The sequence below is a fragment of the Pseudobacter ginsenosidimutans genome, from assembly GCF_007970185.1.
GTDB classification, from domain to species: domain Bacteria; phylum Bacteroidota; class Bacteroidia; order Chitinophagales; family Chitinophagaceae; genus Pseudobacter; species Pseudobacter ginsenosidimutans.
In genome coordinates this window covers 7,295,166-7,317,525 of record NZ_CP042431.1, presented here as the reverse complement: position 1 = coordinate 7,317,525, position 22,360 = coordinate 7,295,166, and the positions used below count along the sequence as shown (strand labels likewise).

Genomic DNA, 22,360 nt, shown 5'->3' with positions numbered 1-22,360 from the left:
ACAATTGTATGCCAGCGATACAGGCAGATAATATCGTGAAGCGATACGGCTCAAAAAAAGATACTGTAACAGCATTACACGGAATTTCCTTTTCGGTGGAAAAAGGCGAGCTGTTCGGTATCATTGGCCCGGACGGAGCCGGCAAGACCTCGCTTTTTCGCATACTCACAACCCTCCTGATCCCCGAAGAAGGAAAGGCTACAGTAAATGGGCTGGATGTAGTGAAAGATTATAAAGCCATCCGTCAACAGGTGGGATATATGCCAGGAAGGTTCTCGCTGTACCAGGATCTTACTGTTGCAGAGAATCTTGAATTCTTCGCTACTATTTTCAATACCAGCATCGAGGAACATTATGACCTGGTGAAAGATATCTATGTGCAGATCGAGCCGTTCAAAGAGCGTCGTGCCGGCAAATTATCCGGAGGTATGAAGCAGAAGCTGGCGCTTTGCTGCGCGCTGATCCATGAGCCTTCCGTGCTTTTCCTGGATGAGCCCACTACCGGTGTTGATGCCGTTTCTCGCAAGGAATTCTGGGAGATGCTGAAAGGACTGAAATCGAGAGGCATCACTATCCTGGTATCTACACCTTATATGGATGAAGCCAGTCTCTGTGATCGTGTAGCGCTTATACAGAACGGTAAGATCATGAGCATCGATTCTCCGCAGGGTATCATCGGTTCGTTCCAAAAACCTTTGTATGCAGCCCGCACCAGCAGGATGCTGGAGATGCAGCGGGATCTGCTGCAGTTACCGGATGTGGAGGACTGTTATCTATGCGGGGAATATTCACATGTGGTCACCAAACCTGGCGTAACAATGCAGCAACTGAGTGGATACCTGCAGGAAAATGGACATCAGCAGGTGGATGTGAAACCTGCGCAGCCCAATATTGAAGACTGTTTCATGGACCTCATGAAAAACTAATTGTATGTCAACAGACAATATCATAACCGCCAGCAACCTCACCAAAATCTTCGGAGCATTCCGGGCTGTGGATGGGATTTCCTTCGATGTGCATCCCGGGGAAATATTCGGTTTCCTCGGAGCCAATGGCGCAGGTAAAACAACGGCCATGCGCATGCTGTGCGGGTTGAGTATGCCTTCTTCTGGAAACGCTACCGTAGCCGGTTTTGACGTTTACAAGGAACCTGAGAAGATCAAACGCAGCATCGGTTACATGAGCCAGAAATTCTCTTTGTATGAAGATCTTACCATCCGGGAGAATATCCGCTTTTATGCGGGTATCTATGGGAAGAGCAATGCTTTTATCAAAGAAAAGACTGCCAGGTTATTGAAGCAATTGCACCTGGAACAGGAAGCGGATAAACTCGTACGCTCCTTACCGTTAGGATGGAAGCAGAAGCTGGCATTTTCCGTGGCCATCTTTCACGAGCCCCGTATCGTATTCCTGGATGAGCCCACAGGAGGCGTGGACCCCGTTACACGCAGAGAATTCTGGAACATGATCTATGCCGCTGCCGGCGAGGGTATCACCGTTTTTGTGACCACCCATTACATGGATGAAGCTGAGTATTGCAACCGGGTCAGCATCATGGTGGATGGAAAGATCGAAGCGCTGGATACACCGGCAGGACTGAAGCAATCGCTACAGGCTGCTTCGATGGATGAAGTGTTCCTGAAACTGGCCAGGAAGGCCGTCAGGAGCGGCGACTGAACCAAAAAAATTGCAGCATGAAACAATTTCTTTCTTTCGTTAAAAAAGAGCTTTATCATATCCTGCGCGACAAGCGCACGCTCTTCATTTTGCTGGGTTTGCCCGTAACGCAGATCCTGATCTTCGGTTTTGCGCTCACCAATGAAGTGAAGAATGCAAAGATCGCGGTGCTGGATCACTCGAAGGATGCCAGTTCTATTTCGCTCACCACTCAGATCGAAGCCAGCAGGTATTTCGATATTGTACGGGACCTCCATTCACAGGGAGATATCGATAAAGCGTTCAAAGAAGGAGTGATCAAGATGGTAATGGTGCTGCCGCAAAATTTCGGCCAGGACCTGCAGCATTTCAATAAAGCACAGGTTCAGGTGATAGCGGATGCTTCTGATCCGAATGTGGCCACCACACTTACAAATTATGCCACGGCAATCATCATGGATTACCAGGACAGGATCACGCAGGAACGCAAGCTTCCTTATGCCATCAACACGGAGCTCAGGATGTTGTACAACCCGCAGCTGAAAGGCGCTTATACTTTCGTGCCTGGTGTGATGGCGCTGGTGCTGATGCTGGTTTGTACCATGATGACGGCCATTACAATTGTACGGGAAAAGGAGAGTGGTACGATGGAAATAATGCTGGTGTCGCCCATGCGGCCAATCATGATCATTGCGGCGAAGGCAGTGCCTTATTTGCTTTTATCGATGGTGAATATTGCCAGTATCCTTTTGCTGAGCATCTTCGTGCTGGATGTACCATTGCGTGGAAGCCTTGCCCTGCTTGTGTTTGGTAGTATCTTGTTTACGCTCACCTGTTTGTCGCTGGGCCTGCTGATCTCTTCAGCCACCAACTCCCAGCAAACTGCCATGTTCATTTCCCTGGTGGGATTGTTCCTGCCTACGATGATGCTTAGTGGTTTCATGTTCCCCATCGAGAACATGCCATTGCCATTGCAGATAGTATCCAATGCCGTGCCTGCGAAATGGTTCTATAAGATCGTGAGCTCTGTGATGATCAAAGGACTTGGCATCAAAGCCATCTGGAAAGAAACACTGATCCTTACCGGTATGATGCTCCTGTTGCTGACACTGGCCATTAAGAAATTCAAGATCAGGCTCGCTTAAAAATAATATAACGCATATGCGTACACTAATATTCTTACTGCAAAAGGAATTCAGGCAGATCTTCCGCGATCCGGAGATCATCCGCATCATCCTGATCGTTCCGATCATACAATTACTGATACTGCCCTGGGCTGCTGACTATGAAGTGAAGCGTATCGAACTGGCTGTAGTGGACAATGACCGGTCAGACTATTCATGTCAGCTGGTTTCGAAGATCACGAGCTCGGGCTACTTCAAGCTGGTGGATTTTGGCAGCAGTCATGCCGGCGCCATGGAGCTGATGGAGCAGGACAAAGTGGATATCATCCTCGAGATCCCCGGCCGGTTCGCGAAAGACCTGGTGAAAGAGGATGAGGCCTCACTGATGCTGAACGTGAATGCAGTGAATGGCGTAAAGGCCAATCTGGGGTCAGCTTACCTGCGCAGCATTATCCAGGACTTCAACCGCGAAGTTCGATTGCGATGGATACAGTTCCCGCGTTTTAGTCCTGAGTTACAAATAGAAGTGCCATCCTCCAACTGGTTCAATCCTCATCTCAATTACAAATTCTTTATGGTGCCAGGAATCCTGGTGATACTGGTAACGATGGTGGGCGCTTTTTTGTCGGCACTGAATATTGTGAAAGAAAAAGAGATCGGTACTATTGAACAGATCAATGTAACGCCGATCCACAAGTATCATTTCATGCTTGGCAAGCTGATCCCTTTCTGGATCCTCGGGCTTTTTGTTTTGGGGATCGGCCTGACGCTTGCCTACTTCATTTATGGTATTGTGCCGGCAGGGAGTTTCCTTACCATTTTTGTTTTTGCCGCTTTGTATTTGCTGGCAGTGCTGGGGCTGGGATTGTTGGTGAGCACCTATACCACCACGCAGCAACAGGCCATGCTGCTGGCTTTCTTCCTGATGATGATCTTTATTTTGCTGGGAGGACTGTTCACCTCTACCGACAGCATGCCGGTTTGGGCGCAATTCATTGTAAAGATCAATCCGGTTGCCTATTTCATTGAAGTGATGCGGATGGTAATATTAAAAGGTAGCAGTCTGTACGATATCCGTTACCATATGCTGGTGATGCTGGCTTTCGCCATAGTTCTGAACAGCTGGGCTGTATTGAGTTACAGGAAGCGGGCATAAAAATTCATGCTACCGGATTTGCCGATTGCCTACCTTTGCGTTTCAAAATCCGGAAGCATATGGAATATAGAAAACTAGGCGAAACAGAGGTTGAAGCATCGGTGATCACTTTTGGAGCATGGGCCATCGGTGGATGGATGTGGGGTGGGGCAGACAGGCAGGACGCCGTGAAGGCCATCCGTGCTGCCTACAATGAAGGCGTTACCAGTATCGATACTGCGCCAATTTACGGAATGGGTGTGAGCGAGGAGATCGTGGCCGAAGCCATCGACGGTATTCCCCGCGACAAAGTGCAGATCCTTACAAAATTCGGCATGCGCTGGGATGTGAAGCAGGGAGATTTTGTGATGCATTCCAAAGACAATTACGGAAAAGAGATCGATATCTATAAACTGGCATCGAAAGAAAGTGTGATCCATGAAGTGGAGCAATGCCTGCGCAGACTGAAAACGGATTATATCGATCTGTTCCAGTTGCACTGGCCTGATGTAACCACACCAATTGCGGAGACGATGGAAGCGCTTGGCACTCTGGTGAAACAGGGGAAGATCAGGGCTGCAGGAGTTTGCAACTATGATGCCAACCAGATGAAAGAAGCGGAGCAGACCATCAGGCTGGCTTCCGACCAGGTGAGCTACAGTATGATCTACCGCGATATTGAAAAGGAGCTGGTGCCTTATTGCATCGACAATAAAAAATCGATCATCGCTTATAGTCCGCTGCAAAGGGGCTTACTCACCGGCAAGATCAAACCCGGCCACCAGTTCGGCGAAGGCGATACCCGCGAGGGAAACCGTTTCTATACCGAGGCAAATATTATAAAGACCAATAAGTTCCTGGACGAGATCAGGCCCCTGGCCGAGGCGAAGAGCGCCACACTGGGACAATTGGTACTGGCCTGGACCATCCGGCAGCCGGGGATCACCATAGCGCTGGCAGGGGCAAGGAATGAGGAACAGGCTGTGCAAAATGCCAGGGCGGCAGCTGTAAAGCTGAGCCATGAGGAGGTGCTTTTCATCAATAAAAAACTGGCAGATTCCGGTTTTTAAGTGGAAACCCTGATTATAAAACGCAGAAAGATAATTTTTTATATTACCAGCGTTTTGTAAATTAGGTTTCACTTTAAACTGCTGCCATTATGATCAAACTTTCAGAGCTCAGACCAGGAGACATCGTTAGGGCCGAATACGAAGGCCAGATGATTGAAGGAACTGTTACAGAACTGAACAGGGAAGACAAGGAAGTAGGAGTGGAGACCGATGTTCAGGAATTCTGGTTTACACCAGACCATTTGTATCCGGTACCATTGGATGAGAATCAACTGTTTAAGCTGGGATTCACCCGGCATAACCTGGATGATGGGGCCGTGAAGTACATGAAGAACAGTTTCCGGGTGATGATCCCTAAAGAGGGGAATTTCAACACGATGGAGATCTGGTGGAGGGAAGACAGGCGGAGCCTGAGGGAGCCGATCAATGTGCATGAATTACAGAACCATTATCACCAAATGACCAAGGTAGACCTGACTCCTGCCTAGGTTTTTTCCAATAAAAATGGGGCCCAAAGGCTTGTTCAGCCGGTGTTACAGAATGCCTGAAAAAAATGCTCTGTTATTTTTTTCATATTTCTGGCTGAAATTCCTATCTTTGCGCCTCCTTAAAAGTGTATGGGCAAACAACCTTTAATCAAACAAGATGGACAAATTACAGAGGCACTGTCGAACGCTATGTTCAAAGTGAAACTGGAAAACGGCCACGAGATCCTGGCCACCATCTCCGGCAAGATGCGCATGAATTATATCCGTATTCTTCCGGGCGACAAAGTAGGGGTGGAAATGAGCCCGTATGATCTGTCAAGAGGAAGGATAATTTTCAGGTATAAATAAGTAACGCTGTAAAGCCGTTGCATCAAAAACAAACGTTATGAAAGTTAGAGCATCAATTAAAAAACGCAGCGCTGATTGCAAGATCGTGAGAAGGAAAGGTCGCCTGTACGTGATCAACAAAAAGAATCCCCGATTCAAGCAACGTCAGGGATAATCAGCATTGAATCAAACTATCAACAAACAATAAACAGTTAATATGGCTCGTATTGCCGGTGTAGACTTACCTAAAAATAAGCGTGGAGAAATCGGTCTTACCTATATCTATGGTATCGGTCGTTCTACTTCCCAGTACATCCTTGAGAAAGCAGGGATCGACTTAAGCAAAAAAGTTCATCAGTGGAATGATGATGAGCTGAATGCTATTCGTAACATCATTACGAATGAGTTCAAAGTAGAAGGACAACTGCGTTCTGAAGTACAGATGAGCATCAAGCGTCTGCTTGATATCGCCTGCTACCGTGGACTGCGCCATCGTAAAGGTCTGCCTGTTCGTGGTCAACGCACACGCACAAACAGCCGTACGAGAAAAGGTAAGCGTAAAACAGTTGCCGGTAAGAAGAAGGCCGCTAAGAAATAGATTGACGAGACGCAGCTATCAGTTGCGTCTTTCATCATATTCAGACCTGTTGTTCTTACGGGCAGCGTAAACGAGGATCAGTACCGGATCGCAAGGGTCGGCAGGAGGATTGGTCCCGCTCATTTCGGTGAGTTCATTTAAATAATTTACAGACTACCTTTTTAAGTTTATGGCTAAAGCACAAGGAAATCAGAAAGGCGGCGCAAAAGCTGCTGCCAAGAAGAGAGTGGTTAGGGTTGATTCTTATGGCGATGCACATATCTCCGCCACTTTCAACAACCTGATCATCAGCATCACTAACAAACAAGGCCAGGTTATTTCCTGGAGCAGCGCCGGTAAAATGGGCTTCAGAGGTTCCAAGAAGAATACTCCGTATGCAGCTCAGATGGCTTCTGCTGATGCGTCTAAAACTGCTATCGATGCAGGCGTGAAGAAAGTTGATGTTTACGTTCAGGGCCCGGGCGCTGGTCGTGAAGGAGCTATCCGCTCTCTCGCTCAAAGCGGCATCGAAGTGGTGATGATCAAAGACGTTACTCCGTTACCACACAACGGTTGCCGTCCTCCCAAGAAAAGAAGGGTTTAGTATTTATACCGGCTTTCAGCAATCGGACAGGATATTTCTGCCATTGCTGAAAGTTTATTTTATAACCGGGTCTGCGATTCATTTTTATTGATTTTTACTGATCGCGAGACCGTCATCAAAAAATCAATCTAATAATTATGGCACGTTATACTGGTCCAAAAACAAGAATCTGCCGCATTTTCGGCGAGCCTATCTTAGGCAACGGCAAATATCTCAGCAAGAACAGCAATCCTCCCGGACAACATGGTCCTACCAAGAAGCGTAAAGCACCTGGTGAGTATGCGCTGCAGCTGAAAGAAAAGCAAAAAGCCAAATACACTTACGGTGTACTGGAAAAACAATTCCGCAGAACATTCGATGAGGCTGCACGCCGTAAAGGTGCAACAGGTGAGAACCTGATGAAGCTTCTCGAAGCACGTCTCGATAACGCTGTATACCGCCTTGGCATGGCTGCAAGCCGTCCAGGTGCCCGTCAGCTCGTTAGCCACAAACACGTAACTGTGAATGGTGAAGTGGTGAATATTCCTTCTTTCCAACTGAAGCCAGGAGATGTGATCGGCGTTCGTGAGAAAGACAGGGCCAATGCTTCTATTACCGGAACTTTCCGCGGAAAGAATGCAAAATTCACCTGGATGGATTGGAGTGAGTCCGAAATGCAGGGTACTTTCGTAGCTTATCCAGAGCGTGAAAGCATTCCTGAGAACATTAAGGAGCAGTTGATTGTTGAATTGTATTCTAAGTAATCATTAAACTGAAATTTTAAAATATGGCCATTTTAAATTTCCAAAAACCAGACAAAATCGTTCTGCAGAAAGCAACGGAGTTTGAAGCTCAGTTCGAGTTTCGTCCGTTGGAACCCGGATTCGGTGTAACGATCGGTAATGCTCTCCGCAGGGTATTGCTGAGCTCACTGGAAGGTTTTGCGATCACTGGCATCCGCATCGAAGGTGTAGATCACGAGTTCGCTACCATCAAGGGTATCACTGAGGACGTTCTGGAAATCATTCTGAACCTGAAACAGGTTCGCTTCAAGAAGAAAGTGGAGCATGAAGTGGCCCAGGAAAAGATCACCCTGAGCATCAAAAATAAAACAGAATTCACTGCCGGTATGATCGGTGAAGCCACTCAAAGCTTCGAGATCATGAACCCTGAGCTGCTGATCTGCACACTCGATAGCTCTGCCAAGCTGGACATTGAACTGTCTGTGTCCAAGGGCCGTGGTTATGTTCCTGCTGAGGATAACAAAGTAAAAGACGCTCCGTTCGGTTATATCCCAACTGACGCCATTTACACTCCGATCAAGAATGTAAAATACGCTATCGAAAATACGCGTGTGGAACAACGTACCGACTATGAGAAACTCATCATGGATGTTTCTACAGACGGCACTATCCACCCGGAAGAAGCGGTGAAACAAGCGAGCCGCATCCTGATCCAGCACCTGATGATCATCACTGATGAGAACATCACTTTCGACAACAAGGAAGACAAGAAAGAAGATGTGGTGGATGAGCAAATGCTGCAGCTCCGCAAGATCCTGAAAACTCCGCTGGAAGATCTGGATCTCTCTGTTCGCGCCTTCAACTGTCTGAAAGCCGCCAAGATCAACTCACTTTCTGAGCTGGTTCAGTACGAGCAGGAAGACCTGATGAAGTTCCGCAACTTCGGTCAGAAATCTCTGGCTGAGATCGAGCAGGTACTGGCAGAAAGAGGCCTCCACTTCGGTATGGACCTCAGCAAGCTGGGCTTAGACAAAGAAGAACTCTAGTTAAATATTCACTTGTAGGTTGCAATTCCTGACACGGTGCAACTGAATCTAAAATCAAATCGTCATGCGTCACGGAGACAAGATCAACAATCTCGGCAGAACAGCCAGTCACAGAGCAGCAATGCTCAGCAATATGACCAGCCAGCTGATCATGCACAAGCGTATCGTTACCACCCTGGCTAAAGCCAAGGCACTGCGTAAATATGCTGAGCCCCTGATCAATAAAGGTAAAGAGAACACCACTCACCAACGTCGTGTAGTGTTCAGCTACCTGCAGGACAAAGAGGCTGTAACTGAACTGTTCGGACCTATCGCAGAAAAGATCGGCGGCCGTCCCGGTGGTTATACCCGCATCATTAAGTTGGGCATCCGTCAGGGTGACAACGCTGAAAGGGCAATGATCGAACTGGTTGACTTCAACGAGATCTACGGTAAGGGTAAAGGAGAAGTTAAAGAAGCAGCTAAGAAAACACGTCGTAGCCGCTCCACTTCTAAAAAAGCTGACAGCACTGAAGCAGCAGCACCTGAAGCTCCCGCAGCCGAATAATCAGATGATTAGCGCATTACATATCAAAGCCCTGCTTGCAAAAGAGCAGGGCTTTTTTACGGCCTGCAATGAGAACAAACTGTGTACAATTTTGCTGGCCATCGCATTCAATTATTGTGTTTCTTTGCAAAACTTTTTTTGAAAAACATGTCAACACCTCTTCAAAAACAGGCCATACTCCTTCTGGAAGATGGTACGGTTCATTATGGTAAAGCATTTGGTAAGATCGGTACAACCACCGGCGAGATCTGTTTCAATACAGGTATGACCGGATATCAGGAAGTTTTTACCGATCCCAGTTATTATGGACAGATCATAATCATGAACAATGTGCACGTAGGTAACTACGGCATAAAGGATGATGAAGTGGAGTCTGACAGCGTTAAGATCCGTGGACTTATCGGACGCAACCTCGAAGAGCAATACTCCCGCAAACTGGCCAACGCTTCGCTGGACACCTATCTGCAAATGAACAATATCGTTTGTATCGAAGGTGTAGACACGCGCGACCTGGTAATTCATGTACGTCAGAAAGGAGCCATGAACTGCATCATCTCTTCTGAGATCCTGGATGTGGAAGAACTGAAAAAAGAACTCGCCAAAGTACCCAGTATGGACGGCCTCGAGCTCGCCAGCAAAGTGAGCACCAACGAAGCTTATACCATGGGCGATCCCAATTCCGAAGTACGCATCGCTGTATTGGACTATGGTACCAAACAACATATCCTCCAGTGCATGGTAGACAGGGGCGCACACCTGAAAGTGTTCCCTGCCAAATCCAAACTGGCAGACCTGAAAGCGTTTAGCCCTAACGGTTATTTCATCTCCAATGGCCCCGGCGATCCCGCTGCCATGGATTATGCCATCGCAACCGTGAAGGATGTGCTGAATGAAAGCAAGCCTACTTTCGGTATCTGTCTCGGCCATCAGTTGCTGGCCCTCGCAAGTGGGATCAACACTTTCAAAATGCATCACGGTCACCGCGGCCTCAACCACCCGGTGAAGAACCTGATCACAGGTAAATGTGAAGTAACTACCCAGAACCACGGTTTTGGTGTGGATCCCAAAGAAGTGTCTAAAGCCACTAACGTAGAGATCACACACGTGAATTTGAACGACGATTCAATTGAAGGTATCCGTCTGAAAGACAGACCCGCCTTCTCTGTACAATATCACCCCGAAAGCACACCAGGACCGCATGACAGCCGCTACCTGTTCGACGACTTCATTGAGCTGATCAAAAAGCACAAGTAAGCCGGAAAAGCTTTCAGGAATTTTATTAATGAACCAGCCACCTCGTAGCACAATTTGATTGTGTTGAGGTGGCTGTTTTTTTACCTATTATCATTAACCACTTATCAGTATTTCTTATGAAATTATTTTTCCTTTGCGCCATCTTCAGTCTTTTTGCATTCAGTTCCTGCAAGAAAGAGGATAACGTTAAAGAGGAACCGAAGCCTGATTGCAGGCTAGTTAAGGTAACGCAGGGGCTTGATCCGGATATGGATTCGATTTATATGTTCAAATACGATCAAAACGGTCTGCCTGTCAGCGTAAGTTTTGAATTTCCTCCCGATTTAATATTTAACTGGCAGGATATTTCGTATAAATCCGGAACTCACTTGGTAGAAAAAGTTTGGCAGGAAGAATATGGTGAAGATCTTGCACTTTTCCAATTTGAATACAATGCCCAGGGCAAGCCAGTAAAAGCAAAAACTTTTGTTGGTCATGAATTTGCCTACCAATACAATGAGAAAGGAGAAATAAACAGGGTTGATGTTAAACGATGGGGCAATGCACAGGAATATCATTATGAAACTGTTTTTGACAGCAAGGGTAATCTCATTGAGTTCTATAGAAAATTCCCTGCCAATGAGCATCTCAATGATGGCTTCAAGGCGGAATATTCCGATACTGAAAATACAATCGCAGGTTTGAGTGTTTTGAATCTGAGCAATCACCTGGGGATGCACCCACTTTTTCCTGGCAGTAATGTTTTGCCCTTGCCTGCAAAATACCTTGCCAAATCCCTGGCTTTCCTGAATGCGAAGAATGAACCCAGTGGAACTACTGTGAGTTATACTTTTGAAAAAGATGCGGCTCAAAACCTGACGAAAGCAGTAGTCAGATATAATAATAGTGTTCCGGGCGCTGTTCTGACCTGGAATTTCGAATATGATTGCGATCCGCAATAACTGCGTAAATTAGTGTCTCTTAAAACCACTTCAATGAAGATCGCCATCATCAACGGTCCCAATCTCAACCTGCTCGGCAAACGCGAAAAAGGCATTTACGGGAATATGTCTTTCGAGGATTATTTCGCTTTCCTGAAAGAGAAATACAGGCATATCGATTTCCATTATTTTCAGAGCAATATCGAAGGTGAACTGGTGAATGAGCTGCAACGCGTAGGGTATGAGTATGATGGCATCATCATGAACCCTGCCGCCTACACACATACTTCAGTAGCCATTGGCGATGCCATTGCCGCCATCACCACTCCTGTAGTGGAAGTGCATATTTCGAATGTGCATGCCCGTGAAGAATTCAGGAAGATCTCACATGTGAGTGCCAAAGCGGCGGGCAGCATCATCGGCCTGGGACTTAAAGGCTATGAACTGGCGTTGTTGTATCTTACAGACAAAGGATAATCAAACTGATCGCCTTAAAATAGCAAAGCCGGATAGCATCACTATCCGGCTTTTATTGTAAGAAAGCATTTCATTATTGTCCTGCCTTTTCCAGTTCCTTATTAGCTTTTTCCATTTCCTTGTTTAACTCTTTCATGGAAGAATCCAGGGATTTCTGAAGGGAATCACCGGATGCCTGGAGAGTTTTGCTGAGGCTGTCGAGACTTTTAGCGGCGCTGTCCATCGACTTTGCTGCTTCCTCCATTTCCTTGGCGCGTTGGTTCATGCCACAGGAAACGGCAAAAATGGAACTTGCTGCGATCAGTAACATTGTAACTTGCTTTTTCATATTGGATGTTTAATTAAGAAATATGCGCATCATCAAGGCATATCCATCTTTCTCCTCCGGATCATCTGTTTTGCGGATGATATGTAATCCGGCTTTCGTCCATACACTGAAGATGTCCCCTTTTTTCTTTTTCCTTAATTCCTTTTCTATTTCGGGGATCATGGCGCCAATGGCTACCCAGCCGATATCGCCGCGGGTGGCGGCTTCTCCGCCCATGCTCCAGATAACAGCCATTTCTTCAAATGTGGTGCTGCCATTCCTGATCTTATCCATGATCACGTTTCCCAGCGAGTCGGCAACCTTTGGTGCAAACACACTGGTGTCTATAAAGATCTGACCGATATGATTGAACATATTCGGGTTTTTAGCCAGTATCTGAACGAGGAACTTTCCTTTATCGTATGGACCGTACACTTTATTCACCTTTCCGTGGAAGGCCAGGCTGTCTGCCAGCCCCAGGAATCCCCAGGTCCTGCGTACGATGATGGTATCCAGTTTGAACTTTTTCTTCAGCACATCTTTCACATAAAGCGGACCATTACCGGATTGCTCGATGGCGGTCTTCATCTGCGCCATGGTCATTTTGGAAGGGGGGATGCCCATCACCGGGTCAACACGGGCTCCGGCTTTTTGCTGACCAGCTTTGGACGCCGGTGGTTTCTGTTGCCCCAGCACAACTGATCCTATGATCAAAAACAGAAAAAATGGAATACCTGCTTTCAAGCCGGGAAATTTTAAGGACCTCAAGGTAATAAGCTCCACGCTAATATCAATATAACAATTGCAAATATTTGGAATACGTATTCTGCCCTGAGTAAGCCGCAAGGCAATGAACCGGCCTGTCTGGCGTTATTATTGTACATTGCTATTGATAAAACCTGATACCATGCGCTGGATAGCTATTCTCTGCCTGTTGATCGCGTTCGATACGCAGGCACAGTTGTGGAAAGATTACAAGCTGAATGCGAACAACGATACGTTAAACCGTATTGATCAGAAGGACCGCAAACAGGGGCCCTGGATCCATCGTTACGAGAGCGTACGCGGGGAGCCTGGTTATGAGGAAGAAGGCTGGTACAAGTACAACCGTAAAGAAGGAGAGTGGCGCCTCTTCAGCCTCGAGGGGATCTTGTGGGCGTGGAAAATTACAAATGGGGCATGAAAGACGGCATCTGCCGTTACTACACCAAGTTCGGACAATTGAAACTTGAGCAGAGCTGGAAAGCGATGAACCCTGATAAGGAATATGATACTCTGGAGATTGAAGACCTCGACAAACTGGATAGCTATCGCACAGTGATTGTCAAGAATGAAGGAGCAGCCCTTCGTCATGGAATCTGGAAGTACTACAATACTGAATCCGGCACCATCATGAGAACCGAGAATTATGTGCTCGGCAAGCTGGAAGGAGAGCCTTCCAATAATGCAGTGGCACAGGAAAAGAAACCTACAGGCGCCAAACCTCAGGAGGTGATGGATTTCGAGAAGAAGAATGCAGGAAAAAAGAAGATCAAAGTCAGGGACGGAAGTACAAGACAGTAAAACTAACCTGAATATATAAACGAAACCGGGCTGGCCTCAGGGGCAGCCCGGTTTCGTTCATATATGTGTGTGGCGTTGTGCCAGGTGGTCTCAATGGAAATTCGTCTCCCGGCGGGTGATTTATATTCCGGTAGCCTCTGGCTACTTAACCTGTTGCCGCATCATGGAATCCACCGGAGGCGAAACGATATGTGATTGCGCGGAGGGGAACGTCTCAAGCCTTGCCGACGGCTTATTTCGCAGCTACTACCGCAGCCTTCGCTTTGTCAAATGCTTTCTTAAAGAACAGCAACTGGAAATCCACTGCACTGCCCCAGTACTTACTGTTATGCGCACCTGGTCTTTCTGTATAATCATGCTCGATCTTCATCTCCAGTAATTTCCTGTGAAATGCGCGGTTCACGGGAAGGAAGAAATCGCCGATGCCACAATCGATGATCAGGTTGAGCTCGCCGGGCTTCAGTTGGTCAACTACATTGATCACGGTATAGTTTTCCCAGTTCTGCGGATGCGTGGCGGAGTCGCCCAGTTTTTTGGAGAGGTCCCAGTTCTTCGGAAAGGGACGGATATCAACGCCACCGGCCATGCTGCCTGCATTGCCAAAGAGATCTTTGTGGCGGATGGAGAGAAACATCGCGCCATGGCCGCCCATACTCAGTCCGGCAATGGCGCGGAAAGCACGGTGTTTACTGCTTTTGTAATGCTGATCGATATAGGGCACCAGTTCGCCGGTGATAAAGGTTTCGTAGCGTACAGAGGAATCCACCGGACTATCGAAGTACCAGCTGTTGAAGCCGGCATCCGGACAAACGATCATGATCTGCATCTCATCCACTGTCTTTGCCAGTTGTGGCGACTCTTTGATCCAGCCGGAATACTTGCCGCTCCAGCCGTGGAGAAGATATACCACCGGAAGATTGCTGAGCTTCTTGTATTTGGATGGGAGAATGATAACTGTCCTGATGTCTTTTTTCATCGCATTGCTGTAAACGGAGATGGTGTCTACAGTGCCTGCATGGGTACAGAGGGCGATCAATACGCCGAGAATGAGGGTTAGTGAGCCTTTCATATAAGTAAGTTTTCCGGTGGTAAAGATAGGGCTTTGAACTTTCCGGCACATGATGTATATTTGATATCAAAATGATATTAAACTAAATCTCCCCAATATGGAAAAGATCTTCAAACCCGTTTCTGGTTATCTCGCCCTGATCATTGCCACGCTAGGACTTGTGGGTGGCATTGTGATGCTGATCAATTCATCCGGGCATTCCGGATTTGTACTCCCGGGCATTATCCTGATCATTGCCAGCATCTTTGTTTTCAAAGGCATTATGGTGGTGAATCCCAATCACAGCCGCGTTTGCGTGTTCTTCGGAAAATATATCGGTAGTGTGAAAGAGAACGGTCTTTTATGGGTGAACCCATTGTACAGCACGCTGAAGATCTCGTTGCGCTCTGAGAACCTGGAAAGCTCCAAGCTGAAAGTGAACGATAAACTCGGCAATCCCATCGAGATTGCTGCTGTGATCGTATGGCAGGTGCAGGATACATACAAGGCGGCGTTTGAGGTAGAGGATTATGATCACTATGTGAAAGTGCAGAGTGAAGCGGCTATCAGGCACCTGGCAACCACATATCCATATGACCAGTTTGAAGATGAGAATGCCACTATTACACTGCGGGATGGCGGCGAGAAAGTGAATGATATGCTCGAGAAGGAGCTGAACGACCGGCTTGCCCCAGCCGGAATTATCATCCGCGAAGCGCGTATCAGCCACCTGGCCTATGCTGCAGAGATCGCCGGGGCGATGCTGCAAAGGCAACAGGCAACTGCGATTGTTGCTGCCCGTTATAAGATCGTGGAAGGCGCTGTGGGAATGGTGGAGCTGGCTTTGGAACAATTGTCGAAAAAAGAGATCGTGAAACTGGATGAAGAAAAGAAAGCCGCCATGGTGAGCAACCTGATGGTTGTGTTATGTGGCGAGAAAGGCGCGCAACCGATCCTTAACACAGGTACTTTGTATCAATAAAATTTCGGGTTATGCGAGTAGAAAAACCCCTGGGCAAAAAGCTCTTTTCTGAAGACCAGCAGTTCAGGCAATGGTGGCTCTGGCTGATCATAATTGGTGTTTTTGTAATGGTGGTGGCGGGAAATTATTCGATCCTTATGGCCAGGGAGCGCAATTATCCGAAGTTCGAACGTGAGATCGTGATCTTTGCAACGATCATCCCCTTGCTCAACCTGCTGTTTTTCTATATTTACAGTTTTCAAACGGTGATCACAGATGAAGGCATCTATTACCGCTGGAGGCCTTTCAGAAAAAAATATAAAGAGATCAAATGGAACAACCTGCTCCGGGTTGCTGTAAAAGACAGGTTCATGAAAGGGCTGGGCGCCAAATACCAGTTGGGATACGGATGGACGCACCAGGTAAGCGGGAAGAAAGGAGTGGAGATCGAAGCTGGTGGAAGCCGTGTTTGGCTGGGCACACAGCGAATGGACGCACTCCTGCACGCATTGGAAAAGGCCGGTATCGATTATGTTCCCGATGGTCAAATGAAACAAAAAACAAACTTGTGAGCAGTAAGAAAAGTTTTGTATTACGAATTGATGAAGACGTGTACAAGGCCCTGGAGAAATGGGCAGGTGACGAGTTTCGTAGTGTGAACGGCCAGATCGAGTGGTTGATCGATAAGGCTTTGAAAGATAGCGGCCGCAGGAAAAAAACTGAAAAGCCTTCCGGCCCGAATGATAAAAAATAATTAAATACCGGTAAGTGGTATGGATGTTCCAATAATGCGTAAGTAACTTTACGCCCTGTTAACCGTTAAAACGAGTCTATATGAGAAATTCATTCATCTTCTTTTGGATCCCCTTTATTGTTGCTTTGGCCGGCCTCTGTTTACGCGCCTGCGCGTAGGCCCGTCTTTCCTGCCAAAGATTTTCCGTAAAATAAAAAACCTGTCAGTTATAAGGCATCAAGCCGGAAAACTGACAGGTTTTATTATTAAGCGGATCTTTTAGAATCCTTTCTTCTTTTCTTCTGCTTTTTGCATCGGGTTGATACCGGGCGCTGCACTTCTTGGAGCAGCCTGGTTCTTCATCTTGTACAATGCAAATCTTGAAGGCGCAGGCATCGTGTTCCAGTTGTTATTGCTTTCGTCGATATCGGCTGTTTCCTTGTAAGGGTCCAGTTTTACGGAAGCCACTTCCTTGTCTTTCATGAATGCCTTCACCACGCGTTCTTCATCCAGTCTCCAAACCTGTGCAGGGATGCGGTCCACTTCTTTGGTGCCATCTTTGAAAGTCCATTCGATGATGACGGGCATCACCAGTCCGCCTTTATTGCTCACATACACTTCATAGAAATGTTTTCCGGCAGCGCGTGCCTGTGCGGCTTCATCAGCCACCACGATCTGTGCAGGCAGGTTCACTTTGTAAGTGGAGCTGTCGTAAGCCTCTTTGCCGCGTGCATAGCGATAATAGAAGTCCTGCAGGGCAGTATCTTTTTCTACGGGGAAGCTGATATTCTTATCGTTCCTGTTGCGTTCCTTGCTTACATCGGGATTGTTGGATCCCATCGGGGGTTGCAGTTTCCTGTTCTCTGCAAAATCTTTATCGCCCTGGAGTGGCGCATTGGCGTCTGTCTTGTAATATTTCACACTGTCCAGGCTCTGATCACAGGGCTCGGTGGTGTAGAACCAGCCTCTCCAGAACCAGTCGAGGTCCTCACCGGAAGCATCTTCCATGGTGCGGAAGAGATCGGCAGGCTCGGGATGTTTGAAAGCCCAGCGGCGTGCATATTCCTTGAATGCATAATCGAAAAGCTCGCGGCCCATGATGGTCTCGCGCAGGATATTCAGGCCTGTAGCGGGTTTGGTATAAGCATTCGGACCAAAGCGAACAATGTTCTCAGAATTGCTCATGATCGGCTCCAGCTGGTCCTTGGGAAGTTTCATGTAATCAACGATAGCCCAGGCTGGTCCTTTGCCGCGAACAGGGAATTTATTATCCCAGAGCTCTTCGGTGAGGTATTCCACAAAGGAGTTGAGGCCTTCATCCATCCAGCTCCATTGTCTTTCATCGCTGTTGATGATCATGGGGAAGAAGTTATGACCTACTTCATGTATGATCACACCGAGCATACCGTATTTGGTGGCTTCTGAATAGGAGCCATCTTTTTCCGTACGTCCGTAGTTGAAACAGATCATCGGGTATTCCATACCGTTAGAGGCTTCCACACTCTGTGCAACAGGATAGGGATAAGGAATGGAGAAATGAGAATAGGTTTTGATGGTATGGGCTACTGCCTTGGTGGAATACCTGCTGTAGAGATTGTAGGATTCCTTGGGGTAGAAGCTCATGCACATCACTTTCTTGCCTTCAACATAAGCGGGCATGGCATCCCAAACATATTTGCGGCTGGACGTCCAGGCGAAGTCGCGCACATTGTCCGCCTTGTAGATCCAGGTCTTTTTCGTTTTCGTTTTTTTGCCTTCTGCTGCTTTGGCTTCAGCGAGGGTAACGATCTCCACTGGCTCTTTGGAGGTCTGAGCCTTTGCCCAGCGTGCTTTCTGATTAACGCTGAGGTTGGCGGTATAGTTGATACATTCGCCGGTTGAACCAACTACGTGGTCAGCGGGAACGGTCATCTGTACTTTGAAGTTGCCGAAAGTGAGGGCAAATTCACCGCGGCCGGTGAACTGGTGGTTCTGCCATCCCTGGAAATCGCTGTACACGCAGAGACGGGGATACCACTGGGCCATGGTGAAGAGGTAGTTACCTTCTTCGGGGAAATATTCATAACCACCACGACCTCCATAGGTCATGCGGTCCGCGATCTTGTAATCCCAGTTGAGCTTGAACACGAATTGTTGTCCGGCCTTCAGTGGTGCAGGCAGTTCAACGCGCATCATGGTCTTATTGATGGTATAACGGAGTGGCTTACCCGTAGCATCGGTCAGCAGACGGATCTGGAAGCCGTAGCCATTATCTTTTTTCTGTTCTTCCATTCTGTCGATCGCCTTAACGTCGAGTTGAGACGGAACAGTACTACTGTTCTGATAGTCGGCATTGTTCACGGAGCTGTGCTGGTTTTCATCCAGCTGCAGCCAGAGATACGTGAGTGTGTTGGGGGAATTGTTGAAATAAGTGACCGTTTCACTGCCGGTGAGTGTTTGTTTTTCTTCGTCCAACTCACATTTGATATCGTAATCGCAACGCTGCTGCCAGTACCTGGGACCGGGAGCGCCGCTGGCGGTACGGTATTCGTTGGGGGTAGGCAGGATAGTTCCCAGTTGCTCGAACCGGTTGCCGTGGTTGGAGCCAGGATTGTTTTGGATGTTCTGCGCTTTGATACTACCGCAACATAACAATAGCATCAGAGCCGCCGGAAATGACAACTGTTTCATCATTCGATGTTTGTTTATTTGGAATGCGCTGGAATGCCCAGACCAGTGAAAAGACTAAGATTATGAACGAAGCGCTGCGAAGCCACCATTGCCTGGGCAATTTCACCAACTGTACCACCAGGTAAGAGAGGAGCAGTACGGCTACCACTACTACCAGTTGCGCCACTTCGATGCCGATATTGAAAGCGAGCAGATGCCCTGCCAGTCCTTCTTTCCCTTCCAGTGCCATGAATTCGCCGGCAAATGCCAGCCCATGTATCAGACCGAAGAAGAGCGCAAAGAAATAGATCAGCGGCAGTTTGCTGTTTTCTTTTTTAGGTTTCTGGAAGATATTGTTCACACAGGTAGCGGCAATGGTGAGGGGGATCAGGAATTCGATCCAGCTACGGTCGAAGTCCACATAGCCCAGAGCGCTCATGCCCAGTGTGATGGAATGTCCGATGGTAAAAGCTGTGACCAGGATCACCACTTTCTTCCAGTCGGCCCACAGATAGCGTAAACAGAGGGCTGTAACGAAAAGGATATGGTCCATCGCGTCCAGAGAGAGGATATGCCCTACGCCTAATTGAAAATATAATGAAAAATCCTGCATACAAGCGGTAAAGGGTACAAAATAATCAAGAGATTTGTAATGAAAAAATCGGAAGGTTTAATGGCAATCTTACTGTATAAATGGCTCTGGACCATCGCTGCGATGCTCATCGTTCCCAATTCATCTGCGGAAACCGCTTCCACACTGCATCCTGTTTATGTGAGCGTTACAGATGTCAACCACAATGTTACGGATAAAACCATCGAGATCAGCTGTAAAATTTTTACCGATGATTTCGAAAAAGGCATTGCCGAAACGCTGAAAAAGCGTGTGGACCTGATCAAGCCTGCCAACCAGGAGGAAGCAAACAGGTTGGTGAACGAATATATTGTAAAGCATTTGAATATAACTGCAGACGGCAAGCCGTTGAAGCTGGAATTTGTAGGCTTCGAGCATGAGCGTGATGTGATCTGGAGTTATTTCCAGGTAAGTAATCTGCCCGATCCACCGAAAAAACTGGCTGTAAAGAATAATATCCTCTACGAAACTTACGAATCGCAGATCAACATGATGCATGTAACTGTGGGGGGTAAGCGAAAAAGTTATAAGGTCAGCAATCCTCAGGCTGATATGGTGTTTGAATTCTAGTCATCATCTTCATCATCCATATTGTCTTTGATCTCGTCTGAGATGTACACCAGCAGTTTGTCTATACGCTGAGCGTCCATGTCTACCACTTCAAAGCGGAAGCCCTGCCAGTCGAGGGTATCGCCGGTATGCGGGATGCGTTCGAGTTTGTGCAGGATGAAGCCGGCGAGTGTATCGAATTCCTGTTCGCCTTCGTTCATCCATTCTGTTTTCTCGAAATGCGTGAGGAAATCATAGAAAGGTATTTGTCCGTCTACCAGATAGGAGCCGTCTTCCCGTTCACGGATCTCATAATCCTCGATATCCATTTGTGGCAGGTCGCCCACAATCGCTTCCAGGATATCATTGAGTGTGATCATTCCCTGGAGTGTGCCGTATTCATCCACGATGAAGCAGGCATGGATCTTCTGTTTCTTGAATTTCTCCAGCACGGTATAGGCTGTGATGTTTTCAGGAACGAAGAGGGCTGGTTTCATGATGGCGGCAAAAACGGTCATATCGTTGGTGACGTAAAGATCTTTGAGCGATACCACACCTTTGAGATTGTCAAGGCTGCCTTCGCAGATAGGATAAACGGAATGTGGTTCGCGAAGGATCTTTTCCCTGATGTTCTGTTCATTATCGGCCGCATCGAACCAGATGATATCGCTGCGGTGCGTCATGATGCTGGTGATATTGCGGTCGCCCAGGTGGAACACACGTTCAATGATCTCCTGTTCGGCTTCTTCGATGGTACCCTGTTCAGTGCCTTCACTGATGATGGCCTTGATCTCTTCTTCCGTAACCTGGTTGTCTTTTGCTTTGATGCCGAAAAGTTTCACCAGCACGTAGGTGCTTTTAGTGAGCAACCAGATGAAGGGATAGGTGGCGATGCTGATGATGCGCATGGGGCCGGCCACTGTTTTGGCAATGGTTTCGGGCCTGGAGAGGCCGATGCGTTTGGGCAGCAGTTCGCCCAGTACCAGTGAAAAATAGGTAACGGCCACAACGATAATGGCAGTGGCGAGACCGCTTGCATATATTCTTGTGAGTTCGTATTGCTGCAGGAATTCAACCAATCCGGATTTCAGTTTTTCTCCGGAAAAGATACCGGTGAGGATACCGATGAGCGTTATACCGATCTGAACAGTGCTCAGGAATGTGTCGGGATGATTAGCCAGCTTCAGCGCTTCCTTTGCCCTGCTGTCGCCTTTATTAGCCTGCGCTTCCAGTCTTGCCTTCCGGGCCGATACCAGGGCGATCTCTGCCATTGAAAATAATCCGTTCAATAAAATCAATCCCAGTATTATAAATATTTCTCCCATTGCTGGCTTTATTTGTCTAAACTAAGCGGACCTATCTGTTTGTTGTACATTTTGCCTGTCATATATCCGATTCCGCAACCTAATAATGACCCACAAAATACATCAAAAGGATAATGTACGCCCACATATATTTGGGTATACCCGATGATAGAGGCCCAAAAGAAGAAAAACCAGGCGATTTTTCCAATGACCGGTCGTAATGTTAAGAAAAAGAACATAGCCTGGGCAAAGTGGCTGGTAGCATGGGAGGAGGTGAAACTGGAGCTCCTGGGGCAATAGCTGATAAAAAATCTTAATAGGGGAGCCACTTCCATATCCTGGCAGGGGCGGGTACGCATCACGGTCTGTTTGATGATCTGGCTGCTCAGAAGATCCGCCAGTGCCGCCGTGATGATGGCGCCTGCAAACCACCACCAGCCTTTCACTTTGAAGTTCATGGTTACGAACAGCAAAAGGAAAAGATAGAGCGGGATCCAAAAAAATGTCTCGCGCATATAGGGGAGAACCGTGTCCAGGAACTTATTTCCCCAGTTCTGGTTGATATGTGTTATCAGCCAGGTATCTACCGGTTGAATGAGTTGCCAGAATGTTAACGTTAGCTTGCCGGGATCGAAAATCATAGCTACAAAAATAAAAACTATAATTTT

Annotated in this window: 29 protein-coding genes; 22 read left to right on the top strand and 7 right to left on the bottom strand. The window is 47.4% G+C overall.

Features of this window, described 5'->3' with window-relative positions; translation table 11 throughout:
* Window positions 1-8 precede the first annotated feature (8 nt).
* From FSB84_RS28630 to aroQ, 16 genes are all read left to right on the top strand, one after another.
* The gene (locus FSB84_RS28630; RefSeq protein ID WP_130543885.1) at window positions 9-926 is read left to right on the top strand and encodes an ABC transporter ATP-binding protein; all 918 of its coding nucleotides are present in this window, start codon (window positions 9-11) and stop codon (window positions 924-926) included.
* Between the two features lie 4 nt (window positions 927-930).
* Window positions 931-1,677: an ABC transporter ATP-binding protein gene (locus tag FSB84_RS28625; RefSeq protein WP_130543884.1), complete on the top strand. Its 747-nt coding sequence runs from the start codon at window positions 931-933 to the stop codon at window positions 1,675-1,677.
* 17 nt (window positions 1,678-1,694) lie between these two features.
* A complete protein-coding gene (locus FSB84_RS28620) occupies window positions 1,695-2,801 on the top strand; it encodes an ABC transporter permease (RefSeq protein ID WP_130543883.1) in 1,107 nt (368 codons plus the stop codon).
* Window positions 2,802-2,817: 16 nt separating this feature from the next.
* Window positions 2,818-3,936 (top strand): ABC transporter permease, encoded by a 1,119-nt coding sequence (locus tag FSB84_RS28615; RefSeq protein ID WP_130543882.1) that lies wholly within the window; start codon window positions 2,818-2,820, stop codon window positions 3,934-3,936.
* Window positions 3,937-3,995: 59 nt separating this feature from the next.
* Window positions 3,996-4,985, top strand: a complete 990-nt coding sequence (locus FSB84_RS28610) for an aldo/keto reductase (protein WP_130543881.1) — start codon at window positions 3,996-3,998, stop codon at window positions 4,983-4,985.
* Between the two features lie 89 nt (window positions 4,986-5,074).
* The gene (locus FSB84_RS28605; RefSeq protein WP_130543880.1) at window positions 5,075-5,473 is read left to right on the top strand and encodes a hypothetical protein; all 399 of its coding nucleotides are present in this window, start codon (window positions 5,075-5,077) and stop codon (window positions 5,471-5,473) included.
* A 129-nt stretch (window positions 5,474-5,602) separates the two neighbouring features.
* Window positions 5,603-5,821, top strand: a complete 219-nt coding sequence (infA, locus tag FSB84_RS28600; protein ID WP_127131982.1) for a translation initiation factor IF-1 — start codon at window positions 5,603-5,605, stop codon at window positions 5,819-5,821.
* A gap of 37 nt (window positions 5,822-5,858) precedes the next feature.
* Window positions 5,859-5,975 (top strand): type B 50S ribosomal protein L36, encoded by a 117-nt coding sequence (ykgO, locus tag FSB84_RS28595; protein ID WP_010519235.1) that lies wholly within the window; start codon window positions 5,859-5,861, stop codon window positions 5,973-5,975.
* 42 nt (window positions 5,976-6,017) lie between these two features.
* Window positions 6,018-6,398: a 30S ribosomal protein S13 gene (gene rpsM / locus FSB84_RS28590; RefSeq protein ID WP_130543879.1), complete on the top strand. Its 381-nt coding sequence runs from the start codon at window positions 6,018-6,020 to the stop codon at window positions 6,396-6,398.
* Window positions 6,399-6,567: 169 nt separating this feature from the next.
* The gene (gene rpsK, locus FSB84_RS28585; protein WP_130543878.1) at window positions 6,568-6,981 is read left to right on the top strand and encodes a 30S ribosomal protein S11; all 414 of its coding nucleotides are present in this window, start codon (window positions 6,568-6,570) and stop codon (window positions 6,979-6,981) included.
* Window positions 6,982-7,118: 137 nt separating this feature from the next.
* On the top strand, window positions 7,119-7,724 hold the full coding sequence (gene rpsD / locus FSB84_RS28580; protein WP_130543877.1) for a 30S ribosomal protein S4: 606 nt from the start codon (window positions 7,119-7,121) through the stop codon (window positions 7,722-7,724).
* A 23-nt stretch (window positions 7,725-7,747) separates the two neighbouring features.
* Complete coding sequence (locus FSB84_RS28575; RefSeq protein WP_130543876.1) at window positions 7,748-8,749, top strand: DNA-directed RNA polymerase subunit alpha; 1,002 nt, start codon at window positions 7,748-7,750, stop codon at window positions 8,747-8,749.
* Between the two features lie 64 nt (window positions 8,750-8,813).
* Window positions 8,814-9,296, top strand: coding sequence for a 50S ribosomal protein L17 (gene rplQ, locus FSB84_RS28570; protein WP_130543875.1), 483 nt, complete (start codon window positions 8,814-8,816; stop codon window positions 9,294-9,296).
* 147 nt (window positions 9,297-9,443) lie between these two features.
* Window positions 9,444-10,550 (top strand): glutamine-hydrolyzing carbamoyl-phosphate synthase small subunit, encoded by a 1,107-nt coding sequence (carA, locus tag FSB84_RS28565; protein WP_130543874.1) that lies wholly within the window; start codon window positions 9,444-9,446, stop codon window positions 10,548-10,550.
* Between the two features lie 116 nt (window positions 10,551-10,666).
* Window positions 10,667-11,491: a hypothetical protein gene (locus FSB84_RS28560; RefSeq protein WP_130543873.1), complete on the top strand. Its 825-nt coding sequence runs from the start codon at window positions 10,667-10,669 to the stop codon at window positions 11,489-11,491.
* 33 nt (window positions 11,492-11,524) lie between these two features.
* Window positions 11,525-11,947, top strand: coding sequence for a type II 3-dehydroquinate dehydratase (aroQ, locus tag FSB84_RS28555; protein ID WP_130543872.1), 423 nt, complete (start codon window positions 11,525-11,527; stop codon window positions 11,945-11,947).
* Window positions 11,948-12,020: 73 nt separating this feature from the next.
* Here aroQ and FSB84_RS28550 read toward each other — a convergent pair whose 3' ends face one another.
* The gene (locus FSB84_RS28550; protein ID WP_130543871.1) at window positions 12,021-12,275 is read right to left on the bottom strand and encodes a hypothetical protein; all 255 of its coding nucleotides are present in this window, start codon (window positions 12,273-12,275) and stop codon (window positions 12,021-12,023) included.
* A gap of 9 nt (window positions 12,276-12,284) precedes the next feature.
* Window positions 12,285-12,968: a peptidylprolyl isomerase gene (locus tag FSB84_RS28545; RefSeq protein ID WP_130543870.1), complete on the bottom strand. Its 684-nt coding sequence runs from the start codon at window positions 12,966-12,968 to the stop codon at window positions 12,285-12,287.
* 136 nt (window positions 12,969-13,104) lie between these two features.
* Between FSB84_RS28545 and FSB84_RS28540 the strand changes: the two genes are divergently transcribed.
* Both FSB84_RS28540 and FSB84_RS28535 read left to right on the top strand, forming a co-directional pair.
* Window positions 13,105-13,437 (top strand): hypothetical protein, encoded by a 333-nt coding sequence (locus FSB84_RS28540; RefSeq protein WP_158644166.1) that lies wholly within the window; start codon window positions 13,105-13,107, stop codon window positions 13,435-13,437.
* A complete protein-coding gene (locus FSB84_RS28535; protein ID WP_147122417.1) occupies window positions 13,434-13,817 on the top strand; it encodes a hypothetical protein in 384 nt (127 codons plus the stop codon). Before FSB84_RS28540 ends, FSB84_RS28535 begins: the two co-directional genes overlap by 4 nt.
* Before the next feature lie 232 nt (window positions 13,818-14,049).
* On the opposite strand, the gene FSB84_RS28530 is transcribed toward FSB84_RS28535, so the two are convergent.
* On the bottom strand, window positions 14,050-14,886 hold the full coding sequence (locus FSB84_RS28530) for an alpha/beta hydrolase (protein WP_130543868.1): 837 nt from the start codon (window positions 14,884-14,886) through the stop codon (window positions 14,050-14,052).
* A gap of 97 nt (window positions 14,887-14,983) precedes the next feature.
* Here FSB84_RS28530 and FSB84_RS28525 point away from each other — a divergent pair, with 97 nt between their 5' ends.
* The 3 genes from FSB84_RS28525 to FSB84_RS28515 are packed head-to-tail and all read left to right on the top strand — an operon-like array spanning window position 14,984 to window position 16,580.
* The gene (locus FSB84_RS28525; protein ID WP_130543867.1) at window positions 14,984-15,847 is read left to right on the top strand and encodes an SPFH domain-containing protein; all 864 of its coding nucleotides are present in this window, start codon (window positions 14,984-14,986) and stop codon (window positions 15,845-15,847) included.
* An 11-nt stretch (window positions 15,848-15,858) separates the two neighbouring features.
* Window positions 15,859-16,398, top strand: coding sequence for a hypothetical protein (locus FSB84_RS28520; protein ID WP_130543866.1), 540 nt, complete (start codon window positions 15,859-15,861; stop codon window positions 16,396-16,398).
* Complete coding sequence (locus FSB84_RS28515; protein WP_130543865.1) at window positions 16,395-16,580, top strand: ribbon-helix-helix domain-containing protein; 186 nt, start codon at window positions 16,395-16,397, stop codon at window positions 16,578-16,580. Before FSB84_RS28520 ends, FSB84_RS28515 begins: the two co-directional genes overlap by 4 nt.
* A 258-nt stretch (window positions 16,581-16,838) precedes the next feature.
* Here FSB84_RS28515 and FSB84_RS28510 read toward each other — a convergent pair whose 3' ends face one another.
* Together FSB84_RS28510 and FSB84_RS28505 are read right to left on the bottom strand one after the other, a co-directional pair.
* A complete protein-coding gene (locus FSB84_RS28510; protein ID WP_225979914.1) occupies window positions 16,839-19,232 on the bottom strand; it encodes a M1 family metallopeptidase in 2,394 nt (797 codons plus the stop codon).
* Entirely contained in the window at window positions 19,177-19,821 is a 645-nt protein-coding gene (locus FSB84_RS28505; RefSeq protein ID WP_130543864.1) for a HupE/UreJ family protein, read from the bottom strand. Before FSB84_RS28505 ends, FSB84_RS28510 begins: the two co-directional genes overlap by 56 nt.
* A 60-nt stretch (window positions 19,822-19,881) precedes the next feature.
* Here FSB84_RS28505 and FSB84_RS28500 point away from each other — a divergent pair, with 60 nt between their 5' ends.
* Window positions 19,882-20,409 carry a DUF6702 family protein gene (locus tag FSB84_RS28500; RefSeq protein WP_130543863.1) on the top strand — a complete coding sequence of 176 codons (528 nt, stop codon included), beginning with the start codon at window positions 19,882-19,884 and terminating at the stop codon, window positions 20,407-20,409.
* On the opposite strand, the gene FSB84_RS28495 is transcribed toward FSB84_RS28500, so the two are convergent.
* Both FSB84_RS28495 and FSB84_RS28490 read right to left on the bottom strand, forming a co-directional pair.
* Window positions 20,406-21,713 carry a hemolysin family protein gene (locus tag FSB84_RS28495; protein WP_130543862.1) on the bottom strand — a complete coding sequence of 436 codons (1,308 nt, stop codon included), beginning with the start codon at window positions 21,711-21,713 and terminating at the stop codon, window positions 20,406-20,408. The two genes, FSB84_RS28500 and FSB84_RS28495, sit on opposite strands and share 4 nt — an antisense overlap.
* Window positions 21,714-21,721: 8 nt before the next feature.
* Window positions 21,722-22,333 carry a phosphatase PAP2 family protein gene (locus tag FSB84_RS28490; protein WP_130543861.1) on the bottom strand — a complete coding sequence of 204 codons (612 nt, stop codon included), beginning with the start codon at window positions 22,331-22,333 and terminating at the stop codon, window positions 21,722-21,724.
* Window positions 22,334-22,360: the final 27 nt, after the last annotated feature.

Coding starts and splice junctions, on each gene's coding strand:
- FSB84_RS28630 (WP_130543885.1), top strand. CDS start 9: ATGCCAGCGATACAGGCAGATAATATCGTGAAGCGATACGGCTCAAAA.
- FSB84_RS28625 (WP_130543884.1), top strand. CDS start 931: ATGTCAACAGACAATATCATAACCGCCAGCAACCTCACCAAAATCTTC.
- FSB84_RS28620 (WP_130543883.1), top strand. CDS start 1,695: ATGAAACAATTTCTTTCTTTCGTTAAAAAAGAGCTTTATCATATCCTG.
- FSB84_RS28615 (WP_130543882.1), top strand. CDS start 2,818: ATGCGTACACTAATATTCTTACTGCAAAAGGAATTCAGGCAGATCTTC.
- FSB84_RS28610 (WP_130543881.1), top strand. CDS start 3,996: ATGGAATATAGAAAACTAGGCGAAACAGAGGTTGAAGCATCGGTGATC.
- FSB84_RS28605 (WP_130543880.1), top strand. CDS start 5,075: ATGATCAAACTTTCAGAGCTCAGACCAGGAGACATCGTTAGGGCCGAA.
- infA (WP_127131982.1), top strand. CDS start 5,603: ATGGGCAAACAACCTTTAATCAAACAAGATGGACAAATTACAGAGGCA.
- ykgO (WP_010519235.1), top strand. CDS start 5,859: ATGAAAGTTAGAGCATCAATTAAAAAACGCAGCGCTGATTGCAAGATC.
- rpsM (WP_130543879.1), top strand. CDS start 6,018: ATGGCTCGTATTGCCGGTGTAGACTTACCTAAAAATAAGCGTGGAGAA.
- rpsK (WP_130543878.1), top strand. CDS start 6,568: ATGGCTAAAGCACAAGGAAATCAGAAAGGCGGCGCAAAAGCTGCTGCC.
- rpsD (WP_130543877.1), top strand. CDS start 7,119: ATGGCACGTTATACTGGTCCAAAAACAAGAATCTGCCGCATTTTCGGC.
- FSB84_RS28575 (WP_130543876.1), top strand. CDS start 7,748: ATGGCCATTTTAAATTTCCAAAAACCAGACAAAATCGTTCTGCAGAAA.
- rplQ (WP_130543875.1), top strand. CDS start 8,814: ATGCGTCACGGAGACAAGATCAACAATCTCGGCAGAACAGCCAGTCAC.
- carA (WP_130543874.1), top strand. CDS start 9,444: ATGTCAACACCTCTTCAAAAACAGGCCATACTCCTTCTGGAAGATGGT.
- FSB84_RS28560 (WP_130543873.1), top strand. CDS start 10,667: ATGAAATTATTTTTCCTTTGCGCCATCTTCAGTCTTTTTGCATTCAGT.
- aroQ (WP_130543872.1), top strand. CDS start 11,525: ATGAAGATCGCCATCATCAACGGTCCCAATCTCAACCTGCTCGGCAAA.
- FSB84_RS28550 (WP_130543871.1), bottom strand. CDS start 12,275: ATGAAAAAGCAAGTTACAATGTTACTGATCGCAGCAAGTTCCATTTTT.
- FSB84_RS28540 (WP_158644166.1), top strand. CDS start 13,105: ATGAACCGGCCTGTCTGGCGTTATTATTGTACATTGCTATTGATAAAA.
- FSB84_RS28535 (WP_147122417.1), top strand. CDS start 13,434: ATGAAAGACGGCATCTGCCGTTACTACACCAAGTTCGGACAATTGAAA.
- FSB84_RS28530 (WP_130543868.1), bottom strand. CDS start 14,886: ATGAAAGGCTCACTAACCCTCATTCTCGGCGTATTGATCGCCCTCTGT.
- FSB84_RS28525 (WP_130543867.1), top strand. CDS start 14,984: ATGGAAAAGATCTTCAAACCCGTTTCTGGTTATCTCGCCCTGATCATT.
- FSB84_RS28520 (WP_130543866.1), top strand. CDS start 15,859: ATGCGAGTAGAAAAACCCCTGGGCAAAAAGCTCTTTTCTGAAGACCAG.
- FSB84_RS28510 (WP_225979914.1), bottom strand. CDS start 19,232: ATGATGAAACAGTTGTCATTTCCGGCGGCTCTGATGCTATTGTTATGT.
- FSB84_RS28505 (WP_130543864.1), bottom strand. CDS start 19,821: ATGCAGGATTTTTCATTATATTTTCAATTAGGCGTAGGGCATATCCTC.
- FSB84_RS28500 (WP_130543863.1), top strand. CDS start 19,882: ATGGCAATCTTACTGTATAAATGGCTCTGGACCATCGCTGCGATGCTC.
- FSB84_RS28495 (WP_130543862.1), bottom strand. CDS start 21,713: ATGGGAGAAATATTTATAATACTGGGATTGATTTTATTGAACGGATTA.
- FSB84_RS28490 (WP_130543861.1), bottom strand. CDS start 22,333: ATGATTTTCGATCCCGGCAAGCTAACGTTAACATTCTGGCAACTCATT.